Source organism: Leptolyngbya sp. AS-A5, assembly GCF_039962495.1.
Classification (GTDB): Bacteria; Cyanobacteriota; Cyanobacteriia; order Leptolyngbyales; family Leptolyngbyaceae; genus Leptolyngbya.
In genome coordinates this window covers 87,887-105,987 of the sequence record NZ_JAMPLL010000001.1, presented here as the reverse complement: position 1 = coordinate 105,987, position 18,101 = coordinate 87,887, and the positions used below count along the sequence as shown (strand labels likewise).

The window sequence follows — 18,101 nt, the reverse complement described above, 5'->3', positions numbered from 1 at the left end:
CAAGTAATTTGTCGGTTTTTCAATGAGTAAATCTAGACGGTAGGGATCGCTAAAATTATCTGTTCAGATTCTTATGAATTAATACATTTGCCCTATTTAACTAGAAGAACGGCAAGAGATTGTTTTTGGGGTTAACTCCATCACAGGACTGTTTATGATGCACAATGATTCCGTGTATCTAATGATAGAAAAATGGATCGCAAGATTTCGATCGGGAATCAATCAGGAACAGCGCGCTATCAAGCTTGGATTGATCCAGGTTGGACGATCGGACTGTGGAGTGCTGCGATCGTGCTGTTTACGATTAATCTCGGTGTTCTCCCCTTGAGAGATTGGGATGAGGGCATCGTGGCACAGATTGCCCGTGAAATTGCGAATGCTCCGTTTGAATCCCTAACCTGGCTGCACCCTCGCGATCTCAATGGCGCACCGTATTTGAACAAGCCGCCTTTGGTGCATTGGTTGATTGCCTTGTGCTATCGAATATGGGGGGTGAGTGAATGGACGGCGCGACTTCCCGGAGCGCTGCTAACAGCGACTTCGGTTCCTCTGCTGTATGGCATTGGGCGTGAGGTCTTTTTTCAGCGCAGTACGGCTGTGTTTGCCGCACTGGTTTATCTCACTTCGCTACCTGTCGTGCGTCAGGGACGATTAGCGATGCTTGACGGTGCGATTCTGTGCTTTTTTCTGGCGATGATGTTCTGTTTGCTGCGATCGCGGCGAGATTTGCGTTGGGGTTTGGGAGTCGGTTTAGGATTTAGCTGCCTTTGTTTGACGAAAGGAATTTTAGGAATTTTGCTGGCAGCGATCGCGCTGGTGTTTATCACTTGGGATACGCCGCGATTACTGAGATCAGGATATTTATGGGCAGGCTTTGGTTTAGGGTGTGTTCCCGTTGCGCTCTGGAATGGAGCCCAGGTTTATCGGTATGGTGAGGCGTTTTTAGCGACGCATTTTTTTGATCAATCTTTGAAGCGCGTGTCGGATTCGGTTGAGGATAATCAAGGATTGATCACCTATTACGTCTGGGAAGTCCTGAAAAATGGGGTTCCGTGGGTGGTGTTTTTGCCGATCGCGTTTCGTCATGCTTGGGAAAATCGCACTCTAAGCTGGGCAAGATTGGTTCTGGTTTGGAACGGAATTTATTTTGCTGTGATTTCGCTGATGCAAACCAAACTGCCTTGGTATGCAATGCCACTTTATCCAGCCTTTGCGCTGGTGGTTGGGGCACAGTTGCAGCGATTTTGGCAACCTGTCTCCTCAGAACCACCGATGATTAAGCGGGTTCGGGTTTGGGTGATTGTGTTTTTGGTGTTGGCGATCGTCGCTTGGGCAGGTGCGATTTACTATACGTTTTGGGTACGATCGCAGCCGGATGTGCAATTGGTATTTGCAACGCTGGCGCTGACGCTAACGGTAACGGCAGTTCTGATGGCGCGTCAGGATGTGCAGTTTGTCGTGGTATTGATTTGGGGGACGTTTTTGACGCTGCTAGTGTTGATGATGTCGAATTATTGGATCTGGGAACTGCAAGAAGCATTTCCGGCAAAACCTGTGGCACAAATGATTCAGGAAGCCACCGCCAAAGGGCAAACGATTTATACGTCCTATCCTTATTTCCGCCCGTCGTTGAACTTCTATAGTGAGCGATCAATTGTTCCAGCGAGTTCTGAAGCCTTGTTAAAGCGCTGGCGCGAGGATGCTCATCCCTATTTGCTGCTCGATCCCGCGTCGTTGAAGAAGTTGCCACAAAAGCAAATCCAGTTTCTGGGCATGAGTGAGGAGTGGGCGTTAGTGAGTCGAGCACCTGCGGTAAAAACGATCAACACAGCAAAGCGAAAGAAATGAAATGCTACGCTCAGCCGCTCGATCGCGAATCTTCATGCCTACTTAGTCCCAATGTCTTAAACGGTAGGGTTGAGTCAAGCATTGAATATTAGTCGCTTGACTCAACTTCAGGATTAGAACTCTCTGACGCTTGGCTGTCCGTCTTTGACTTCTCCGACCATAATCACATCGGCAACACCCACAAATAAGCCGTTCTCAAGAACTCCGGGCAAATTGTTTAGTGCTTTCTCTAGGTCAGCGGGATTGTCGATGCGATCGAACTTCACATCCACAACTAAGTTTCCTTGATCGGTCACAACAGGCCCCGCCTTTTTCACGCCCATTCTTAATTGAGGCTTACCGCCAAGCTTTTCGATCGCCTTCATCACCGGAGTTACTGCCATCGGAATCACTTCAACTGGAAGCAAGAAGGTAGAACCCAGATGATCCACCAGTTTGCCGCTATCAACCACAACGATGAATTGATCCGCCAAGCTATCAACAATCTTTTCTTGCGTGTGAGCCGCGCCACCGCCTTTAATCAGGTTCTTCTGTGGATCAACTTCATCCGCACCATCGATCGCAATATCAATCTTTTCAATCTCATCGAGCGTGGTTAAAGGAATGCCGAACTGACGGGCTAGAACGATCGCTTGAAACGAAGTTGGAACCCCTTTAACGTTTTGCAGATCACCGGCTTGCAATCGCTCGCCGATCGCTTGAATCGCATAAGCGGTGGTCGAACCTGTACCGAGACCGACGATCGTATTCGATTGCACTTTGGCAGCCGCCGCATAACCGACTTGCTGTTTCATCATTGTTACGGGGTCTGCATTCATACCATTTATTCCTGTACAAGTTATCAATTGATCACTGTACTATGTCACGCGACTTTAGAACCCGTAAAGCACTCGCAACGACCATTCGATAATCGTTGGACTAGCGCGATTGTTGGGATTCGTCACAACGATCACCGAGGGGCTGACATTTAAGCGATCGTTGAGCAACAGTCCGAAAAAGGCTTCAAAGTTTGTTTGAGTCGCGTTACCTAAGCGATCGGTGATGAAGGGTTGTCCGATCGCTAACCCGGCTTTTGACCCAGGAATGAGGAAGTTTTGAAACGAAACGCCTAACGTCCAAGTTTTCGGATTCAGATCGAGGTCTTGCTGTAAGAGAGGATTAAATCCGCGATAGCTACCGATTCCCAAGCGTCCAAAGATGCCAAACACACCAAAACGCTGTTGAATTGCCCATTCTGCACCGAGACCTGCTGCATTGATCTGAGTGCCATTGATCTCTGCGTTGGTGTATTGCAATTGCACCTTGATCGGCTGATTTGGAATTGCATATTCCGCTTCCACGCTGGCTTGATAGCGATCGCGAAACAATCCCGCGCTAGGATTCGAGGAATCTGCTGCGGCGTATAGCGCTCTGAAGGTGAAATTACGATCGGGCGACCAAGCGATCGCGGCTCCCGCTCCGCCAAAGCGATCGATCTCGTTTTGCACAATCAACGGATTGTTGGCAAAGAAACTAGAGCCGAAATTTTGCCCGGATTGATTGGCGAAGCTATTGAGATCGATAAAATCACTCGGCGGTAGATTCGAGCCGACAGCGATCTCTAGGTTCTCAGCCGGACGAAACGCATAATAGAGCTTACGAATTTTGAGTTGAGGAGTTAATTCGACCGGATCAAGCCCACCACCATCTGCTAAAACTCCCGTAGTTCCAAGTAAGTTTTGGCGTTCGTTGTGTGCCAGAGCGATCGCATCTCCGCCATTGTTGCCTGCCTCAAGTTGCGTGACGAGGCGATCGTTCCCTTGAAAGCTGGTGAGTAAATTCAGCCGAACACGAGCCAAAACAGTTGCATTCGCTCTGGTGCCATCGGTTAGCACGTAATAAACTTGTCCGTCTAGCTTTGTGGTTGTCGAAAATTGCTGTCGTTCAAGAGTCGTAATCCGAGTGTTGATGTTGTCAACTCGCGATCGCAATTGAGAGAACGCATTCCCGTAAGCCGCAATCAAGCGCCGAATCGTCTGGATATCTTCCCTGAGCGTTGTGTTTTCATTTCCAGCAAGGAGTTGTTCTTCGATTCTGCCGATGACGGTTGCGATCGCGGCGACAAACTCGTTACGGCTCAAAGGGCGATTGCCGCGAAAGGTACCGTCCGGATATCCGCTCAACACTCCGTAGCGTTCTACCAACGATCGCACCGCTTCAAATGCCCAATCGCCCGGACGCACATCCGATAATTCAGAAACAGACGTGACTTGATCCATCACGTCGTCTGGCTCGATCGTAGGTTGTGACCAAGCAGGAGCAGCCACGATGAGTAAACTACTCAAGCCGAAGCAGAACCATTTCACCTGTTTCACGCACTTTTCTCCTCACGGGCTGCAACCTTCATAGTTATAACAGCCCGCTTAGAGTCGCCTCAATCAAGCATTTGCGGTGGCTGCTGCTTTTTCCGATGCTGAACCTTGTGTGCCAAGTTGGATCAGTTCAACTTTGTAGCCATCTGGATCTTCAACAAAGGCAATCACCGTAGAGCCATGTTTCATCGCCCCCGGTTGGCGCGTCACTTTTCCGCCCTGTTGAGCGATCGCCTCACAAGTGGCGTAAATATCATCGACTCCGATCGCGATATGCCCGTAAGCATCGCCTAGCTCATAGTTGTCTTTTCCCCAGTTGTAGGTGAGTTCAAGCACAGCCGTATCCGCCTCTGCCCCGTAGCCGACAAATGCCAAAGTGAATTCTCCACCGGGATAATCTTTTTTTCTTAAAAGCTTCATGCCCAGCAGATCGCAATAAAACTTCAGCGACTCTTCTAGGTTTCCGACACGAAGCATGGTGTGTAATAAACGCATTAGGTTCTCCTACTAATAAGCTACGATCGACTCAATTTCTAAGCGAAATGATCCAGAATTAAATCGTGGATTCAATGCGCCATCATATTCAAATTTACTCAGCATCAATTGGAAAGAGCGAATCACATTTGCGGAGATTGGTTTCGCACTCGATAGCGTTTTTGCCCGGAAGACGGGAACGAGTTGAGCAAAGGGAATTTGTACGGTGATCCATTCCCCTGCAACCGTATCAAACGAATGAGAATAGCCGACGCTATCCCAGCCATCATCATCGCGCACTAAAAACTTATAGCGATTCCCATCTCCTTTGATTCGCAGTTCGATTCCGGTAAATGCAGACAGATCGATCGCCGGATCAAAATTGCGCGTCCGAATCGAAGCAAATCCACCCGAATTCGCCGTCGAAACATTCCCCGAAAAAACAGCGACTCCATTTCCCAGACGAACACCGCTATCACTCACGCCGCCCATCACCACATCATCAAGAGCGCCCCAAGTGTTGTGCAGGTCGATCGTCGGATCACTGAAATCGAATAGAACCTGATTGTTGAGCGCAGGCTGAGGATTGGGACGAGGTTGAAACATTTTTTGCAGCCAACTGACAATGGGAATTGCTTCAAAATACTCTAAAGTTTGCACGAATCGACCCAAATCCCATTGAGTCCGTTGTTCATTCATAACGTTCTCCAAATCAGCGGAACTCTCTTCATTCTAAGAAAAGCGATCGGACACTGCGAGCAAACGATATCATAGAGTGATATCACGCAGAAATCAGGATGAAGCTCAATCGAAAACAAGCGAAGACCTTACAAGCCGTTTTCGAGAAGCCCATTCGTGCTGACATTCTTTGGAGTGATATCGTGGGCTTGTTTCGGGCGATGAGCGCAGAGGTCACTCAAGGGCGAGGTTCACGAGTTCGAGTTCACCTAAATGGTGAGAGAGCAGTGTTTCACGAGCCGCATCCTGAAAAAGAAACAGACAAAGGAGCGGTTAAATCAGTTCGAGAGTTTCTGGAAAACGCTGGAATTGTGGAAGGAGACAACAATGTTGGCTTATAAAGGCTACAAAGGACAGATTGAGGTTGATACTGACGCAGGTATTCTATTTGGTCGTGTTCTAGATATTCGAGATGTGATTACTTTTAAGGGCAAGACGGTAGAAGAGGCTGTACAAGCTTTTCAAGATTCTATTGACGATTATCTAGAGTTTTGCCAAGAACGAGGAGAAGAACCGAATAAACCTTTTTCTGGAAAGCTGCCGTTTAGAACAACCCCTGAACGCCATCGACAGCTATACTTTGCGGCACAACGAGCGGGGAAAAGCATTAATGCTTGGATGGATGAAGTATTAGAGCGTGCAGCAGAAGAGACATTGCGTGAAGGTTCTACCAAAAGTTGAATCTTTTGCTGAATTTGCTGTAATGAAGAGGATGTTTTCCGCGATCGACACCATATGCTGAAATTTCATCCTCCAGGGTTCGGGCAAAAGTTTACTCAAACCAGCTTAGGCACGATCGCATATTACATGCAGGCGCAAGGAATCACCGAAACGCCGATCGTATTCCTTCACAGCTTCGGGGGTGGCTCTTCAGCGTATGAATGGTCAAAAGTTTATCCCTTCTTTGAGTCAACGATCGCGCCTGATCTAATAGGTTGGGGAGATTCGAGCCATCCCGCCCGCGATTACCGACCCGAAGATTATGTGATGATGATCGCAGAGTTCTTAGAAAAAATCTCAGATCAGCCTGTCACTCTGATTGCTGCTTCACTTACAGGAGCATTGGCAATTCGGTTAGCGACACAACGACCGGAATTGGTACGATCGCTGTTTCTCGTTTGTCCTTCTGGGTTTGATGATTTTGGACAGAATGCAGGGCGACGAATTCCCTTGGATATTATCAATACGCCAATTTTGGATCGAATTATTTATACGATCGGTGCAACAAATGACCTGGCAGTACGGAATTTTCTAGAGAACTTCCTGTTTGCAAATCGCGATCGGATTACACCAGAAATAGTTAATGCCTATCTAGAATCGGCTCGAAAATCAAATGCAGAATACTCTGCGCTGTCATTTTTGCGGGGCGATTTGTACTTCGATTTGTCGCTCTATTTGCCGCAATTAAATACACCGACTGCGATCGTCTGGGGAAATCAAGCCCAATTTACCGATGTCAATTTAGGGCGACGCATTGCAGCGGCAAATCCACAAGCAATTCGGCGATTTGAAATTGTGCCAGAGTCAGGGGTTTTAGCACATTTGGAACAGCCCGCGATCGTCGCTCGGCTGCTCAAACAATGGATAAATTCGGAGACAGATTGAGCTTGTTCTGCTAAATCGCTAATCGCAACTGATTAGAATGATCCACCTTTGGATAGACAAAAGAAGTGATTTCAAAGGCTGGATCAGACGATCGTGTGATCTAGCGTTTCAACACCTTTAAATAAAAAATTGGGCGATTAAGAAACCGCCCAGATACCTTATCGATTGGCTGGCTGATCCGCAGTTCGTGGATATTGCACGTCCACGAAGCCGAGTTCTAGCAATTGCTGATAGGCTTGTTTACCCAAATCACGAGTCGGCTGCTGGCTTCGGATAATTTGCACCAAAAGCGGAACTGCCAATTCAGATTGGTTCATTGCCCGATGCACTAATGCCAAACGATAGGTTGATTGATCCCGCAATTCTGCTGCTTCTAAAGCCTTTTTGCGCTGACTGTCTGCCACACGGGTATCAATGCCAGAGAAACTCGCTGTCAACTCTTGATAGAAGTTAGATAACTGGTTGTAAACTTGCCGCGCTTCTTGCAGCTTCTTCATTGCCAAGGGTAGATTCTGCGATTTGACGGCTTGATCCGCTTCATTCATCAGCCGTTGTCCACCCTGCATACTCAGTAAACCATCACTCTGAGCCGCCGTTGGACGCACCACATTCGGGCTATTGGGATCGATCGGGCGAGCTTGTCCAGATGCAGGCTTGGTCGATTGAGCCTGAACAGACGGCACTTGGAACATTACACCTGCAAGCATTGAGAGCGAAAGAATGCCAGAGATGGAAAGGGGTTGAATCGTTCTCAGATGAGCCATGAATAATTGCAGAATGCTAATAGGACAACTCGGAACTCTCGGATCTTATCACTGCAAGATCCATTTTCTTCAAATGAAGCCCAGTGGCTCGTTTTGTTCCTTAGAGGTTAAACTGGAACGCCGATCGGGCACCAATACGAGTAATCATCGGTAATTTTGCCTTCGGAGACGCGCAATCCAACCCCGCCCGCAATGAAGCGATCGTCTCCATTGTTAAATAGCCAGGTACTCCACAAAGCGGTGAGTGATTTCTCAGCAATTCCAACCGTGGGGAAATCGAGTAATTCTTGATAGACGTAATCTTGATTCGTGTACCAAGGATCTTGATTGGAACTTTCTACGCCAACTTCACCCCGAATCATTGAAAAACAGCCTTCTCCTTGTCGTCCTAAAACGGGTTTTGCAAAGTAAGTATCGCCCATTTCATCTGAAGTTTGAGCGGTTTTTGGAAAGAGATCGTAAACCGTTTCAGCGAGTTCTGAAGGAAAAAAATCTAAGCCTAAATCGCTGATTAAAGCAAAGATACTCTTGGGCTGGAGTGCGAAAGCTGACGCGAAATTAACGATCGCAACCTTTCGTTTCAGAATCAATTCTTCCAATGCCGACCAAAGTTCTCTCCCTTCGGCATCGCGATCGTGAATCACCCACTCGACCGGATACCACATGAATAAGATATCGATCGGTTCTCCGGTTGTTTCGTGAAATAAGTATTGATGATTTTTAATTTTTAGCTCCCCGATCGGAAACACTCGACAATTTTCAGCCGTGAATGGTCTTAACCAGCGCATCGTTCCCATATCTTCGGTGTTATTCAGCGTGGTTAAGGCAATTTGACAGTGTTCGAGTGGTTTTTTAAGCCAATCTGCGGCGCGTTGAAGCTGTTGGCTCATGGCATAGCTCAGCACAGATTGCAATCCGAGTTCTGGTGGCTTAAATCCAAAATGCTCTGCAACTTTGGCATTGCCTTCGAGACATTCAAACCAAAAACTTGGCGTTTGCACATTCGCTTCGATGACTTTATACACCTGCGTTTTCTCATTCCAGCACCAATCGAGCCGCATACAAAACGGAGCTAATCGATCGAACTGAATCACGCGAAGGGTTTCTTCGGGGAATCCATATTCAAGCAAGGTTTCTGCGTCAAATTCGCGCACTACTGACCAAAGATGGGCAAGCACGGCTCCGACTCGTTCCGCCGATCGCTTCATTCTGATCACCTGGTCTTCTGTCACTGGATGACAGTGATATAGCGCATAAGGACTTGGAATATCAGAAGTCGCATTCATCATTGCCAGGTTGTACCAAGGCATTCGGATTTGTTGGAAGAAGCGATCGCGCTCAATCCCATGAAATGGATTACTCATCCTCCCGCACGCCCTCCACCAAAACTGCCGAAACCGCTCCGACCCGACGATCGACCCGAAACTCCGGTTCCCTCTGAACCACCAGATGAGCCACCGCCCGATCGATAAGATGACCCGCCATAACTGCTTGAACCTCCACGAGACGCACAATTTTGCGGCACTCGACCCTGAGCATCCGGTTGGCATTCCGTGGTTGAGGAAGACGTGCAACCTGTGAGTGGCATGAGGATCACAGTGGACACTGCCAGACTAAAAAACAACTGCAAACGATTCGATTTCATAATTATCGTTCAGGCTTGACGGGCACATACTTAAGAGATACAGCACGATTTCAGGTTTCCCGCGGACTGGATGTTAAAAACAATAAAGCAATCTAGGAGTCGGACAGATTGCAGGTGAAATATGAGTTAGAAAGCGTTGGAGAAGTGCGATGACAAACCCCTCACAATCCCAAGGAAATGCCAGCATTCCAGAAGAAAATCGCGGCAGAATTCTTCAACGTGGCGGTGAAGAGTTACTGGTTGAAAAACTCGACGATCGCTTCGCTGTAAACGCAACTTCTAAAGAGCAAGCCTGGGATTTGGTCAACAAAGCCCCGATCCAAATTAATCCCGGTGCCGCCCCGCCTCAACTTACAGAATTTATCGTTGCTCCGAATCAGAAAGTTCAGGTACTAAACCAGGTGCGCTCAGAAGAGCAAGTAAACTACGCGAGCCATGTCTATCAAATCAAAGACAATCCTGGCTCAAAACTCTACGTCACGAACCAAATTACGGTTCAATTTGATCCGGCGGTGAGTCCTGATGTGATTCGCTCGATCGCTGAAGAATTCGCTCTAGAACAGGTGAAACAAATTGTCGAAATTCCCAATACTTTCGTTTTTCAACTCACCGTAAATTCAACCGAAAACCCGCTCAAAATTACCAACCGATTGATTACTCGATCGGAGATTCTAACCGCAGAACCGAACATCATTGTGCGTCAGCAGGGATACTATCGCCCTAAAGATCCGCTCTACTCGAAGCAATGGCACCTGAACCATTCAGGCGGATCAGATTTAGCACCTGGATCGCACGTTTTTGCAGAGCAAGCTTGGGACATTACCAAAGGCAGCCGATCGATCGTGGTTGCAGTCATGGATGATGCCGTCGATTTGAATCATCCCGACTTTCAAGGATTGGGCAAGGTCGTTGCACCGCGAGACTTTAGAGGCAAAGACTTCGACCCTGACCCAGATGAACCAGGCGAAGATCATGGAACGTCTTGTGCTGGGGTTGCCGTTGCAGAAGAAAACGGCTTCGGGGTTGTGGGAGCCGCTCCAGGCTGTGCTTTGATGCCGATTCGGACGACTGGATTTTTGGATGATCAAACGATCGAAGATTTATTTGCTTGGGCGGTCGATCGTGGGGCATCCGTGATTTCTTGCAGTTGGGGTCCGAGTGCGGTCAATTACCCCCTGTCTTTGAGACAACGCGCCGCGATTACTCGCGCTGCTACCGAAGGGCGCGACGGCAAAGGCTGTGTCATTTTATTTGCTGCTGGAAATGCCAATCGCCCGACGAACGGCACCATCAACGAAGCCGGATGGCGCAACAATGCGCTCAGTGGCAATACTCGGTGGTTCGGCGGTTTCACTGTGCATCCAGATGTGATTACCGTTTCTGCCTCGACCAGCTTGAACAAAAAATCGGCTTATAGCAATTGGGGTGCTGAGGTTTCAATCTGTGCGCCCAGCAATAATGCGCCCCCAGGAATGGGACTTGCAGGAGTTGGCTATGTGGCGACACCACCAGAAGTTCGAGTTGCACTGCGGGGATTGGGAGTTGTGACCGCCGATCGACGCGGTAATGATGGCTATGATCAGGGCGATTTTACTTACGGTTTTGGTGGTACATCGAGCGCTTGTCCATTAGCCGCAGGTGTGGCAGCGTTAGTGTTGTCGGCAAATCCAGACTTAACCGCGCAAGAAGTTCGGCAAATCTTGCAGCAAACCGCAGACAAAATTGTTGATCCTGATCCTGATCCGCAGTTTGGGTTGCGTAAAGGAACCTATGATGCAAATGGGCGATGTGATTGGTTTGGCTATGGAAAAGTGAATGCTGCAAAAGCGGTTCAAGCTGCGTCTGCGAGAAGAACAGCGCTAATGGTTGCGCGATCGCTTTCTGCTGAGAACAATAATATGCTGATGATTCCTGATAACAATTTATCAGGAGTTACGAGCGTCATTCAGATCAATGACGCTGCAACGGTTAAAGATATCCAAGTGAGCGTTAATATCACCCACGATTATCTTGGTGATATCGAAGTGAGCTTAATCGCACCTTCGGGACAAGTCGTATTATTGCAAGGTAGAACGCTAGGACGGCAGACCGCATTGAACCGATTGTACTCTTTACAAACAACGCCAACGCTCAGAAGAATGCTAGGACAATCAACGCGGGGACGTTGGTCATTAAGAGCAGTAGACGCAATCCCAAATGATACTGGGATTATCAATAGTTGGAAGTTAACGATCGGGGTCTAGCGGATCTCTAAACTTTGCCATAAGTACCAACTGGCGATCGTTGAATACGGTTTCCAAGCTTGTCCAATTTGCAAAACCGTTTTGCGATCGGGTAATTCGTCTAATCCATAAATGCGACGAATGCCCGATCGAACTCCTAAATCATCGACAGGCAATACATCCCAACGATGCAGCCGAAAAATTAACAACATCTGAACTGTCCAGCGTCCGATGCCTTTGATTTTCGTTAGCGTTTGAATAATTGTTTCATCATCTAACGGTTGCAATTCTTCCAGCGTTGGTAAACCTGTTAAAATATTCTGTGCTAAGTCTTTCACGTAAATGATCTTCTGACGTGATAATCCAACTTGTCGCAGCATTTCATCGGGTGTGTCCAAAATCGCTTCTGCACTCATCCCGCTTGGATAAAGTTGCAGAAAGCGATGATAAATAGCAGTGGCGGATTTGGTCGAAAGCTGTTGATAGATAATTGATCGCGCCAGTGAATCCAACAATCCGCCCGAATGCTGGGCTTGATCAAGCGTACAGATTCCAACTTGATCAATGATTGCACCCAGCTTTGGGTCTGCGGATTTTAGGGCTTGCGTGGCGATTGCATAATCCAGCTTATTCATACACAACAATGGCGGATTTGATGGCTCTTGGAACAGGTTTTCCCGCTTTATCCACTTTGCCATAGAACGTTTGATCTTGATAAACCAGTGCAGAAGAAGAGCCGCCATCAAGATTTAACGCCTGCTTCACTCCCAATCGCTGCATAAAACCCACCATCGCTTGCACCGACATTCCAGAATTCTGCGGTGCATCCGGTCTCTGTGCTGCCATCACTAACACCACCGATCCATCTTGCGTGATTCCGATCGCGCTTCTTGAATTCCGTTGATTCACACCGATCGAATCTCGTCCCACGTTTGGATCAACAAACCCCTCTTCAGTCGCAGTAAATTCTGGTAGAAGCTGAGGGCCTCCCCCGATCGCATCGATCAACTTACAACCCGACGGAACCTTCTCTAATCGAGACGCGATCGCATACTGCACCTGCTCACCACATTGGTAACTGCGAAACTCCGATCGCTCCAGAATCTGCGGTAAATAGGGCTGAAGATCCAGATTCTGCATTAACCGATCGTTCTGCTCTGGATTGCTTACAACCTTTCCATTTTTAGTAACATACGAAGTCGTTTTCGCGTTTTTAGGATCGAAGAAACCGCCATTGAGAACCGCAATCGCCTTTTGGGGTTTAGCAAATTCTTCCACCGTTTCAAGCGTTGGAGAAACCGCGATCGACACTTTAAACCGACTCCGAGGCGAAATCGTTACCGTATGAATATCGCTATTGGGTAGAGAATAGCGCTGGTACTTCGGCAACTCAACGATCAGTGTAGAAGCAGGAGAGGTCGTTGCCTCTGGCGTGGATTGTGATGAAACCGGAGCAGACGGAATCAATGAATAAACAAACCACAACCCCAAGCCGCCACAGCCAAACAAGGCTAAACTTGCGATCCACAATCTTTTCACGATCGAACTCCTGATGATGAAAACTCCACAACTGCTTGAAGCATACAAGCCACCCATGCTTCACAGTCTCTTTATTAGAGCGTGAATTCAGCGAGACGAAATAAAAATTGCAGTAGAGCCCGGTAAAACAAAATCTTTGCAGTGATTATACGGATAACTCAGGTGCGTTCCTTCAATTGCTGCACTAAGCTCTGTCAAATCTATCCGTAATTCCTTGATTTACTCTCCAAGTCTAGAATTTCGCCATTTTTCACAGGCAGCACCCGTCGCCATACAGATCAAACTTCTAGCTCACAATCCACAATCTCGCCAGCAAAAACAACACCCCTCTCTTGCCCTGATCCCGCTAACAACCCGCAAAATTTCTGATGTTGTTTTAGCAACATTCATGATTTTGTCCTGATTCCTCCGGAAGATTACCGTATCAGTAGTCGTGTGCATCGAAATTGCCTAGAAATTCCCTGCGCTTCTCTTTGACCGCGCACTCTCAATAGCCGAGTTTATATCCTCCTGTGAGCTTATGAAGTTGAAGTTATCGCCGACTCGCGTATCACTCCTCGCTTTGGGTGCTTTTGCAGCAGTCGTGGCTCAAGAGCTAGCCCGCTCCGATGCAAAGACTCCGAGCGCCACACCGCCTAATAAATCTAACGCTAAGCAAAATTCTGCCTCTCCAGCCGCGTCCCTCCCTGATCGAGTCGCGCTTTCTCAGCCAGAGAACCTGTTTTCTGCGCTCCCCACGATCGCAAATCCAGCCGCGATCGCAAAACCCACAGTTTCAGCGAATCAACCGATCGTTCCGCCGCCGCCTCCAACCGTTGCTGCATCCTTGCCCAATCTGGCCGTGACCGATGTGAACCAACTGCCGATCGATACCATTATCGAGCAAACTCTGAAGCTTCCCCCGCCGCCGCCTAAAGTTGCCGTCAGCCCGGATCAATCTGCCCCGAAAGCCCCAACAAGCGCTGCGAAGGATGTGCAGGGTCATCGCGCCCAGCCCAGCATCACGGCAATGATGCAGCAAGGCATCATGAAAGGCTACAGCGATGGGACATTCCGACCGGATGCCCCCATCACCGATGCTCAGTTCAAAAGCATCACCAAACAGGCAGCCACAAAATCGAGCGCGATCGCATCGCTGAAACGTCCGAAAGACATTGTGACCCGCGCCGATGCTGCCACGTATATTCATCGGCAATTGCTCAGAGCCAGCACGATCGAGAAATCTCAAACGCTCGCTCAAGCTCCAACCTCAGCACCACTCCCCAAATTGGATAGCGTTAGTCCGGCTCAACTAGTCAACGATGCGCCTGCAAGCCGTCCTCTTCCTCCTGCCGCTCCACCCACATTCGCTGTTTCGTCTGGTATAGACGAGGCAGATGCGGACTCTTACACCTTGGGTGCGGGCGATCGCATTCGCGTCGATATTTTCAACGTGCCAGAGTACAGCAAGGAATATCAAGTCCTCGTTAATGGAACACTGAATTTGCACCGAGTCGGCAGCATTCCAGTCGCCGGATTAACGATCCGTCAGGCTCAAAGCGCGATCGCTGCTCGATACTCCCGCCTGCTCAAAAGCCCCACCGTGGATGCCAGCTTGATGAGTGCCCGTCCTCTCAATGTGGCGATCGCTGGTGAGGTCGGCAAGCCCGGAACCTATACACTGTCCTTTGGCGAGGGTGGAAAATTTCCCACCGTGACCAAACTGATTCGCGACGCAGGTGGCATGAATCGCTCTGCGGATGCGCGTCAGGTGATTGTGCGGCGCAACGGCAGCCAGGAAATTCGTCTCAATATGTGGGAACTGTTCACCACGGGTAATATTCGCCAAGATTTGTCCCTGCGCGATGGGGATTCGATTTTTATTCCAGCGGCAAATTCGGTCAATCTAGCTGAAGTCGCACAAATGGCAGATGCCAACTTTAGCGTCAGCGCGACTCAACCCGTTAATGTTGCTGTGGTTGGCGAAGTGGCTCGTCCAGGTCCTTACATCATCAAAGACCAAACTCCCACGCTCTCTAGTGCGATTCGAGAAGCAGGCGGAATCAAACAGCTTGCAAACCTAAAAGAAGTCAAAGTCCGTCGCAACACCCGCAGCGGCGCTCCTCAAACGATCAGCGTCGATCTCTGGCAATTGCTTAAATCTGGTGATCTCAAGCAGGATCTAGTGTTGCAGCAAGGCGACACGATCGAGATTCCAACCGCACTTGCCCTTAACTCAGAAGAAGCGAGACAGCTCGGTGATGCCAGCTTTGCGCCGAGGTCGGTCAAGATTACCGTAGTCGGCGAGGTCGAGAAGCCCGGTCAAGTCGAAGTGCCGATGAATACGCCACTGAATCAAGCCTTGCTTGCAGCAGGTGGATTTACGCGCCAAGCGAATCGTCGTCGGGTGGAATTGGTACGACTCAATCCAAATGGCTCTGTGAGTCGTCAAAATGTCTCGATCGACCTGTCACGCGGAATCGATGAAAAAGGCAATCCGCTGTTAAAAGACGGTGACGTGCTGGTGATCGATCGTAATGGGCTTGCGAAAACAGGCGATACGCTCAACAACGTTCTCGGGCCTGTGCTTCAAGTCTTGCCGTTCCGATTCTTATTTGGATTGTAAAGGTTGTTACTCAACGCTTCTGTCACCTGTGAAGGCGCTGGTCTTCTTGCTTATTTTCGGTGCTGTTCGCCCTCGATTTTTCTTTAGGTGCTTTCATGGAAAACCAGATTAAAACACCGCTCTCTCCCTCCGAAAAAAACGGCAAAGTTCCCCACGCTCCAGAATACTTGCTGGTGCCTGGCTCCACACAAGCTGACGAAGATTCGGGGAAACTGCTAGAAGCACTGCGCCGCAAAATTCCGCTAATCGCAGGCGTGACTGCTGCAACGACTGCTGCAGCTTGGGCAATCTCATGGGATCAGCGACCCACTTATGAAAGCGGGTTCCAGCTCCTGATTGAACCGGTCAGCGTTCAAAACCAGCAAGACCGCGATCCCTTGGGATCGGCTCCGTCCTCCAATCAAGACAACATCAGTTACGAGACCCAGATTGCGGTGCTGAAAAGCGCGAAGCTGCTGCAACCGATCGCCGAGCAAATCGCCCAGCGCTACCCAGAAATCGCCAGGGAAAACTTCGCGGAAAAGCTGACGATCGAGCGCCCAGCCGACACCAAGCTAATTCAAGTCAGCTACCGCGACTCTGATCCCGATCGCATCAAATTTGTCCTCGACAAACTAGCAGAAGGCTATCTGAGATACAGCCAGAAAGAGCGTGAAAGTAATCTCAGCTATGGCATTGCCTTTGTCGATCGTCAAATTGGTGAAACCCGCAAACGGGTAGACAATCTGCAACGTCAGCTTCAAGCCTTTCGGCAGCAGAATAACTTCATCGCGCCAGAATCGCTTGCAGGACAAGTCACTGGACAAGTTCAATCGATCGCGCAGCAAAAACTCCAAACCGACAGGGAAATTGCGGAGATGCGGCGGCAGTATGGCAACCTCCAAGGGAGCGATGGTGCGAGGGCAGCGCTTGCTGCTGATGGGGCTTATCAAGGCGTTCTAAACAAGCTGCGCGACCTTGAAGCAAAGATCGCCACCGAATCGACGCGCTTTCAGGGTGACACCGTGGAAATGAGAGCCTTGCAGCAGCAACGGGCTAGTCTTGTGCCAGTCCTGCGGCAAGAAGCGCAGCGCGTGTTGGGCAATCAATTATCCAAGGTCGGCTCAGATCTCTCGGTACTCGAAACGCGGCGGCAGGTGTTAGACCGCGCTGACGCTTACTGGAATGGAGAAGTGCAGCGCTTGCCTGTTCTAACGCGCATCTTTACCGATCTCGATCGTGAACGCACTGTTGCGACCGAAAGTTTAACTCGCTTGCTTGGCACTCGTGAGAATCTTCAAGTGCAAGCCGCCCAAAAGGACATTCCCTGGCAACTGATTACTCCACCGGTTCGTCCTAACCAAGCTATGGACTCGCCGCAGCGCAACATTATTCTAGGGGCGCTGGCAGGGTTGCTGTTGGGATCGGGGGCAGCGCTGCTGTCCGATCGACTCGATCGTCGAGTTCGCCGCATTTCGGATATCAAACGGCTCTCCAAGCTGCCGGTCTTGGGCGTAATTCCGTATGAAGTCAAAACGCCTGAAGTGCTGAAAGATCTACAAATCGCGCAGGCCTCCACCGAACTCGCTGAGGGGAATGCCTTTACTGAAGCCTTCCGATCGCTCTACACCAACCTCCGCTTACTGAATACCGATCATCCGGTGCGATCGCTGGTCGTTAGTTCTGCGACACCCGGAGATGGTAAAACCACCGTTGCCCTGCATTTAGCGCAAGCGGCAGCCGCAATGGGACAGCGAGTGTTACTGGTCGATGCAGATCTGCGTCACCCAGAGATTGCCGAACGATTAGAGATTACAAACAGTAAGGGCTTGACCGAGCTGGTTGCTCAGAGCTTGAATCCTCAAGATGTCATTCAGCGGCTTGAAGCGCTAGTCACGGTGAGCGGAGGCGATGAACCCATGCTGGGACGCACCAATTTTTCAATTCTCACCAGTGGAAAAATGCCCCTCGATCCGACTCGATTACTATCGTCCCAAAAGATGCAGCGTTTGAATGACTATTTCAAAGCGATGTATGATCTGGTGATTTTTGATGCACCCCCGCTTCTGAGCTATGCCGATAGTAGCTTGCTTGCTACCTACACCAACGGAATGCTAGTCGTTGCCGGAATGGGTAAAACAGATCAAGCTGACCTGAGACAAATGTTAGACACATTACAAACTGCGCGAGTTCCAGTACTGGGGATCGTTGCGACGTGCAGTAATGCAGCCGCTGTCGAAGATTGACGCACGATCGCATCTGCTACCCAATCTACACTCAGACTTAAAAAATTATCGTCAAGATTTCTCTTGCGGTGGATAGAAATCAGCT

General features: G+C 49.2%; 16 protein-coding genes. 7 read left to right on the top strand and 9 right to left on the bottom strand.

The genetic code is table 11. From position 1 onward, the window contains the following. Window positions 1-192 precede the first annotated feature (192 nt). Window positions 193-1,848, top strand: coding sequence for a glycosyltransferase family 39 protein (locus tag NC980_RS00530; protein WP_190378545.1), 1,656 nt, complete (start codon window positions 193-195; stop codon window positions 1,846-1,848). A 113-nt stretch (window positions 1,849-1,961) separates the two neighbouring features. Here the strand turns inward: NC980_RS00530 and rpiA are convergent, their stop codons facing one another. From rpiA to NC980_RS00510, 4 genes are all read right to left on the bottom strand, one after another. Then, window positions 1,962-2,666 (bottom strand): ribose-5-phosphate isomerase RpiA, encoded by a 705-nt coding sequence (rpiA, locus tag NC980_RS00525; protein ID WP_190378544.1) that lies wholly within the window; start codon window positions 2,664-2,666, stop codon window positions 1,962-1,964. A 54-nt stretch (window positions 2,667-2,720) separates the two neighbouring features. Continuing rightward, entirely contained in the window at window positions 2,721-4,202 is a 1,482-nt protein-coding gene (locus NC980_RS00520) for an iron uptake porin (RefSeq protein WP_347272853.1), read from the bottom strand. Window positions 4,203-4,265: 63 nt separating this feature from the next. Further along, on the bottom strand, window positions 4,266-4,694 hold the full coding sequence (gloA, locus tag NC980_RS00515) for a lactoylglutathione lyase (RefSeq protein ID WP_190378543.1): 429 nt from the start codon (window positions 4,692-4,694) through the stop codon (window positions 4,266-4,268). 12 nt (window positions 4,695-4,706) lie between these two features. After that, window positions 4,707-5,372: a CIA30 family protein gene (locus NC980_RS00510; RefSeq protein ID WP_190378542.1), complete on the bottom strand. Its 666-nt coding sequence runs from the start codon at window positions 5,370-5,372 to the stop codon at window positions 4,707-4,709. A 98-nt stretch (window positions 5,373-5,470) separates the two neighbouring features. On the opposite strand from NC980_RS00510, the gene NC980_RS00505 reads away from it, so the two are divergent. The 3 genes from NC980_RS00505 to NC980_RS00495 are packed head-to-tail and all read left to right on the top strand — an operon-like array spanning window position 5,471 to window position 7,016. After that, complete coding sequence (locus NC980_RS00505) at window positions 5,471-5,752, top strand: type II toxin-antitoxin system HicA family toxin (protein ID WP_190378541.1); 282 nt, start codon at window positions 5,471-5,473, stop codon at window positions 5,750-5,752. Beyond that, complete coding sequence (locus NC980_RS00500; RefSeq protein WP_190378540.1) at window positions 5,739-6,092, top strand: type II toxin-antitoxin system HicB family antitoxin; 354 nt, start codon at window positions 5,739-5,741, stop codon at window positions 6,090-6,092. The genes NC980_RS00505 and NC980_RS00500 overlap by 14 nt, the downstream gene beginning before the upstream one ends. 54 nt (window positions 6,093-6,146) lie before the next feature. After that, window positions 6,147-7,016 (top strand): alpha/beta hydrolase, encoded by an 870-nt coding sequence (locus tag NC980_RS00495; protein WP_190378539.1) that lies wholly within the window; start codon window positions 6,147-6,149, stop codon window positions 7,014-7,016. Between the two features lie 158 nt (window positions 7,017-7,174). On the opposite strand, the gene NC980_RS00490 is transcribed toward NC980_RS00495, so the two are convergent. From NC980_RS00490 to NC980_RS00480, 3 genes are all read right to left on the bottom strand, one after another. After that, window positions 7,175-7,780 carry a hypothetical protein gene (locus tag NC980_RS00490; protein WP_190378538.1) on the bottom strand — a complete coding sequence of 202 codons (606 nt, stop codon included), beginning with the start codon at window positions 7,778-7,780 and terminating at the stop codon, window positions 7,175-7,177. 107 nt (window positions 7,781-7,887) lie between these two features. Continuing rightward, a complete protein-coding gene (locus NC980_RS00485) occupies window positions 7,888-9,144 on the bottom strand; it encodes a glutathionylspermidine synthase family protein (protein WP_190378537.1) in 1,257 nt (418 codons plus the stop codon). Continuing rightward, on the bottom strand, window positions 9,141-9,425 hold the full coding sequence (locus NC980_RS00480; RefSeq protein WP_190378536.1) for a hypothetical protein: 285 nt from the start codon (window positions 9,423-9,425) through the stop codon (window positions 9,141-9,143). Before NC980_RS00480 ends, NC980_RS00485 begins: the two co-directional genes overlap by 4 nt. A gap of 149 nt (window positions 9,426-9,574) precedes the next feature. Here NC980_RS00480 and NC980_RS00475 point away from each other — a divergent pair, with 149 nt between their 5' ends. Then, window positions 9,575-11,668, top strand: a complete 2,094-nt coding sequence (locus NC980_RS00475) for a S8 family serine peptidase (RefSeq protein WP_190378535.1) — start codon at window positions 9,575-9,577, stop codon at window positions 11,666-11,668. Here NC980_RS00475 and NC980_RS00470 read toward each other — a convergent pair. Together NC980_RS00470 and NC980_RS00465 are read right to left on the bottom strand one after the other, a co-directional pair. Next, window positions 11,665-12,282 (bottom strand): DNA-3-methyladenine glycosylase, encoded by a 618-nt coding sequence (locus NC980_RS00470; protein ID WP_190378534.1) that lies wholly within the window; start codon window positions 12,280-12,282, stop codon window positions 11,665-11,667. The genes NC980_RS00475 and NC980_RS00470 overlap by 4 nt on opposite strands. Beyond that, complete coding sequence (locus NC980_RS00465; RefSeq protein WP_347272848.1) at window positions 12,275-13,186, bottom strand: phosphodiester glycosidase family protein; 912 nt, start codon at window positions 13,184-13,186, stop codon at window positions 12,275-12,277. The genes NC980_RS00470 and NC980_RS00465 overlap by 8 nt, the downstream gene beginning before the upstream one ends. A 520-nt stretch (window positions 13,187-13,706) precedes the next feature. On the opposite strand from NC980_RS00465, the gene NC980_RS00460 reads away from it, so the two are divergent. Both NC980_RS00460 and NC980_RS00455 read left to right on the top strand, forming a co-directional pair. Continuing rightward, the gene (locus tag NC980_RS00460) at window positions 13,707-15,791 is read left to right on the top strand and encodes an SLBB domain-containing protein (protein ID WP_190378532.1); all 2,085 of its coding nucleotides are present in this window, start codon (window positions 13,707-13,709) and stop codon (window positions 15,789-15,791) included. A gap of 95 nt (window positions 15,792-15,886) precedes the next feature. Beyond that, window positions 15,887-18,016, top strand: a complete 2,130-nt coding sequence (locus tag NC980_RS00455) for a tyrosine-protein kinase family protein (protein ID WP_190378531.1) — start codon at window positions 15,887-15,889, stop codon at window positions 18,014-18,016. The last annotated feature ends 85 nt before the right edge of the window (window positions 18,017-18,101 follow it).

What these genes read in the sequence shown, in the direction of transcription:
- NC980_RS00485 (WP_190378537.1), bottom strand. Translation starts at nt 9,144, where the DNA reads ATGAGTAATCCATTTCATGGGATTGAGCGCGATCGCTTCTTCCAACAA.
- NC980_RS00500 (WP_190378540.1), top strand. Translation starts at nt 5,739, where the DNA reads ATGTTGGCTTATAAAGGCTACAAAGGACAGATTGAGGTTGATACTGAC.
- NC980_RS00495 (WP_190378539.1), top strand. Translation starts at nt 6,147, where the DNA reads ATGCTGAAATTTCATCCTCCAGGGTTCGGGCAAAAGTTTACTCAAACC.
- NC980_RS00455 (WP_190378531.1), top strand. Translation starts at nt 15,887, where the DNA reads ATGGAAAACCAGATTAAAACACCGCTCTCTCCCTCCGAAAAAAACGGC.
- NC980_RS00505 (WP_190378541.1), top strand. Translation starts at nt 5,471, where the DNA reads ATGAAGCTCAATCGAAAACAAGCGAAGACCTTACAAGCCGTTTTCGAG.
- gloA (WP_190378543.1), bottom strand. Translation starts at nt 4,694, where the DNA reads ATGCGTTTATTACACACCATGCTTCGTGTCGGAAACCTAGAAGAGTCG.
- NC980_RS00530 (WP_190378545.1), top strand. Translation starts at nt 193, where the DNA reads ATGGATCGCAAGATTTCGATCGGGAATCAATCAGGAACAGCGCGCTAT.
- NC980_RS00510 (WP_190378542.1), bottom strand. Translation starts at nt 5,372, where the DNA reads ATGAATGAACAACGGACTCAATGGGATTTGGGTCGATTCGTGCAAACT.
- NC980_RS00475 (WP_190378535.1), top strand. Translation starts at nt 9,575, where the DNA reads ATGACAAACCCCTCACAATCCCAAGGAAATGCCAGCATTCCAGAAGAA.
- rpiA (WP_190378544.1), bottom strand. Translation starts at nt 2,666, where the DNA reads ATGAATGCAGACCCCGTAACAATGATGAAACAGCAAGTCGGTTATGCG.
- NC980_RS00480 (WP_190378536.1), bottom strand. Translation starts at nt 9,425, where the DNA reads ATGAAATCGAATCGTTTGCAGTTGTTTTTTAGTCTGGCAGTGTCCACT.
- NC980_RS00490 (WP_190378538.1), bottom strand. Translation starts at nt 7,780, where the DNA reads ATGGCTCATCTGAGAACGATTCAACCCCTTTCCATCTCTGGCATTCTT.
- NC980_RS00460 (WP_190378532.1), top strand. Translation starts at nt 13,707, where the DNA reads ATGAAGTTGAAGTTATCGCCGACTCGCGTATCACTCCTCGCTTTGGGT.
- NC980_RS00470 (WP_190378534.1), bottom strand. Translation starts at nt 12,282, where the DNA reads ATGAATAAGCTGGATTATGCAATCGCCACGCAAGCCCTAAAATCCGCA.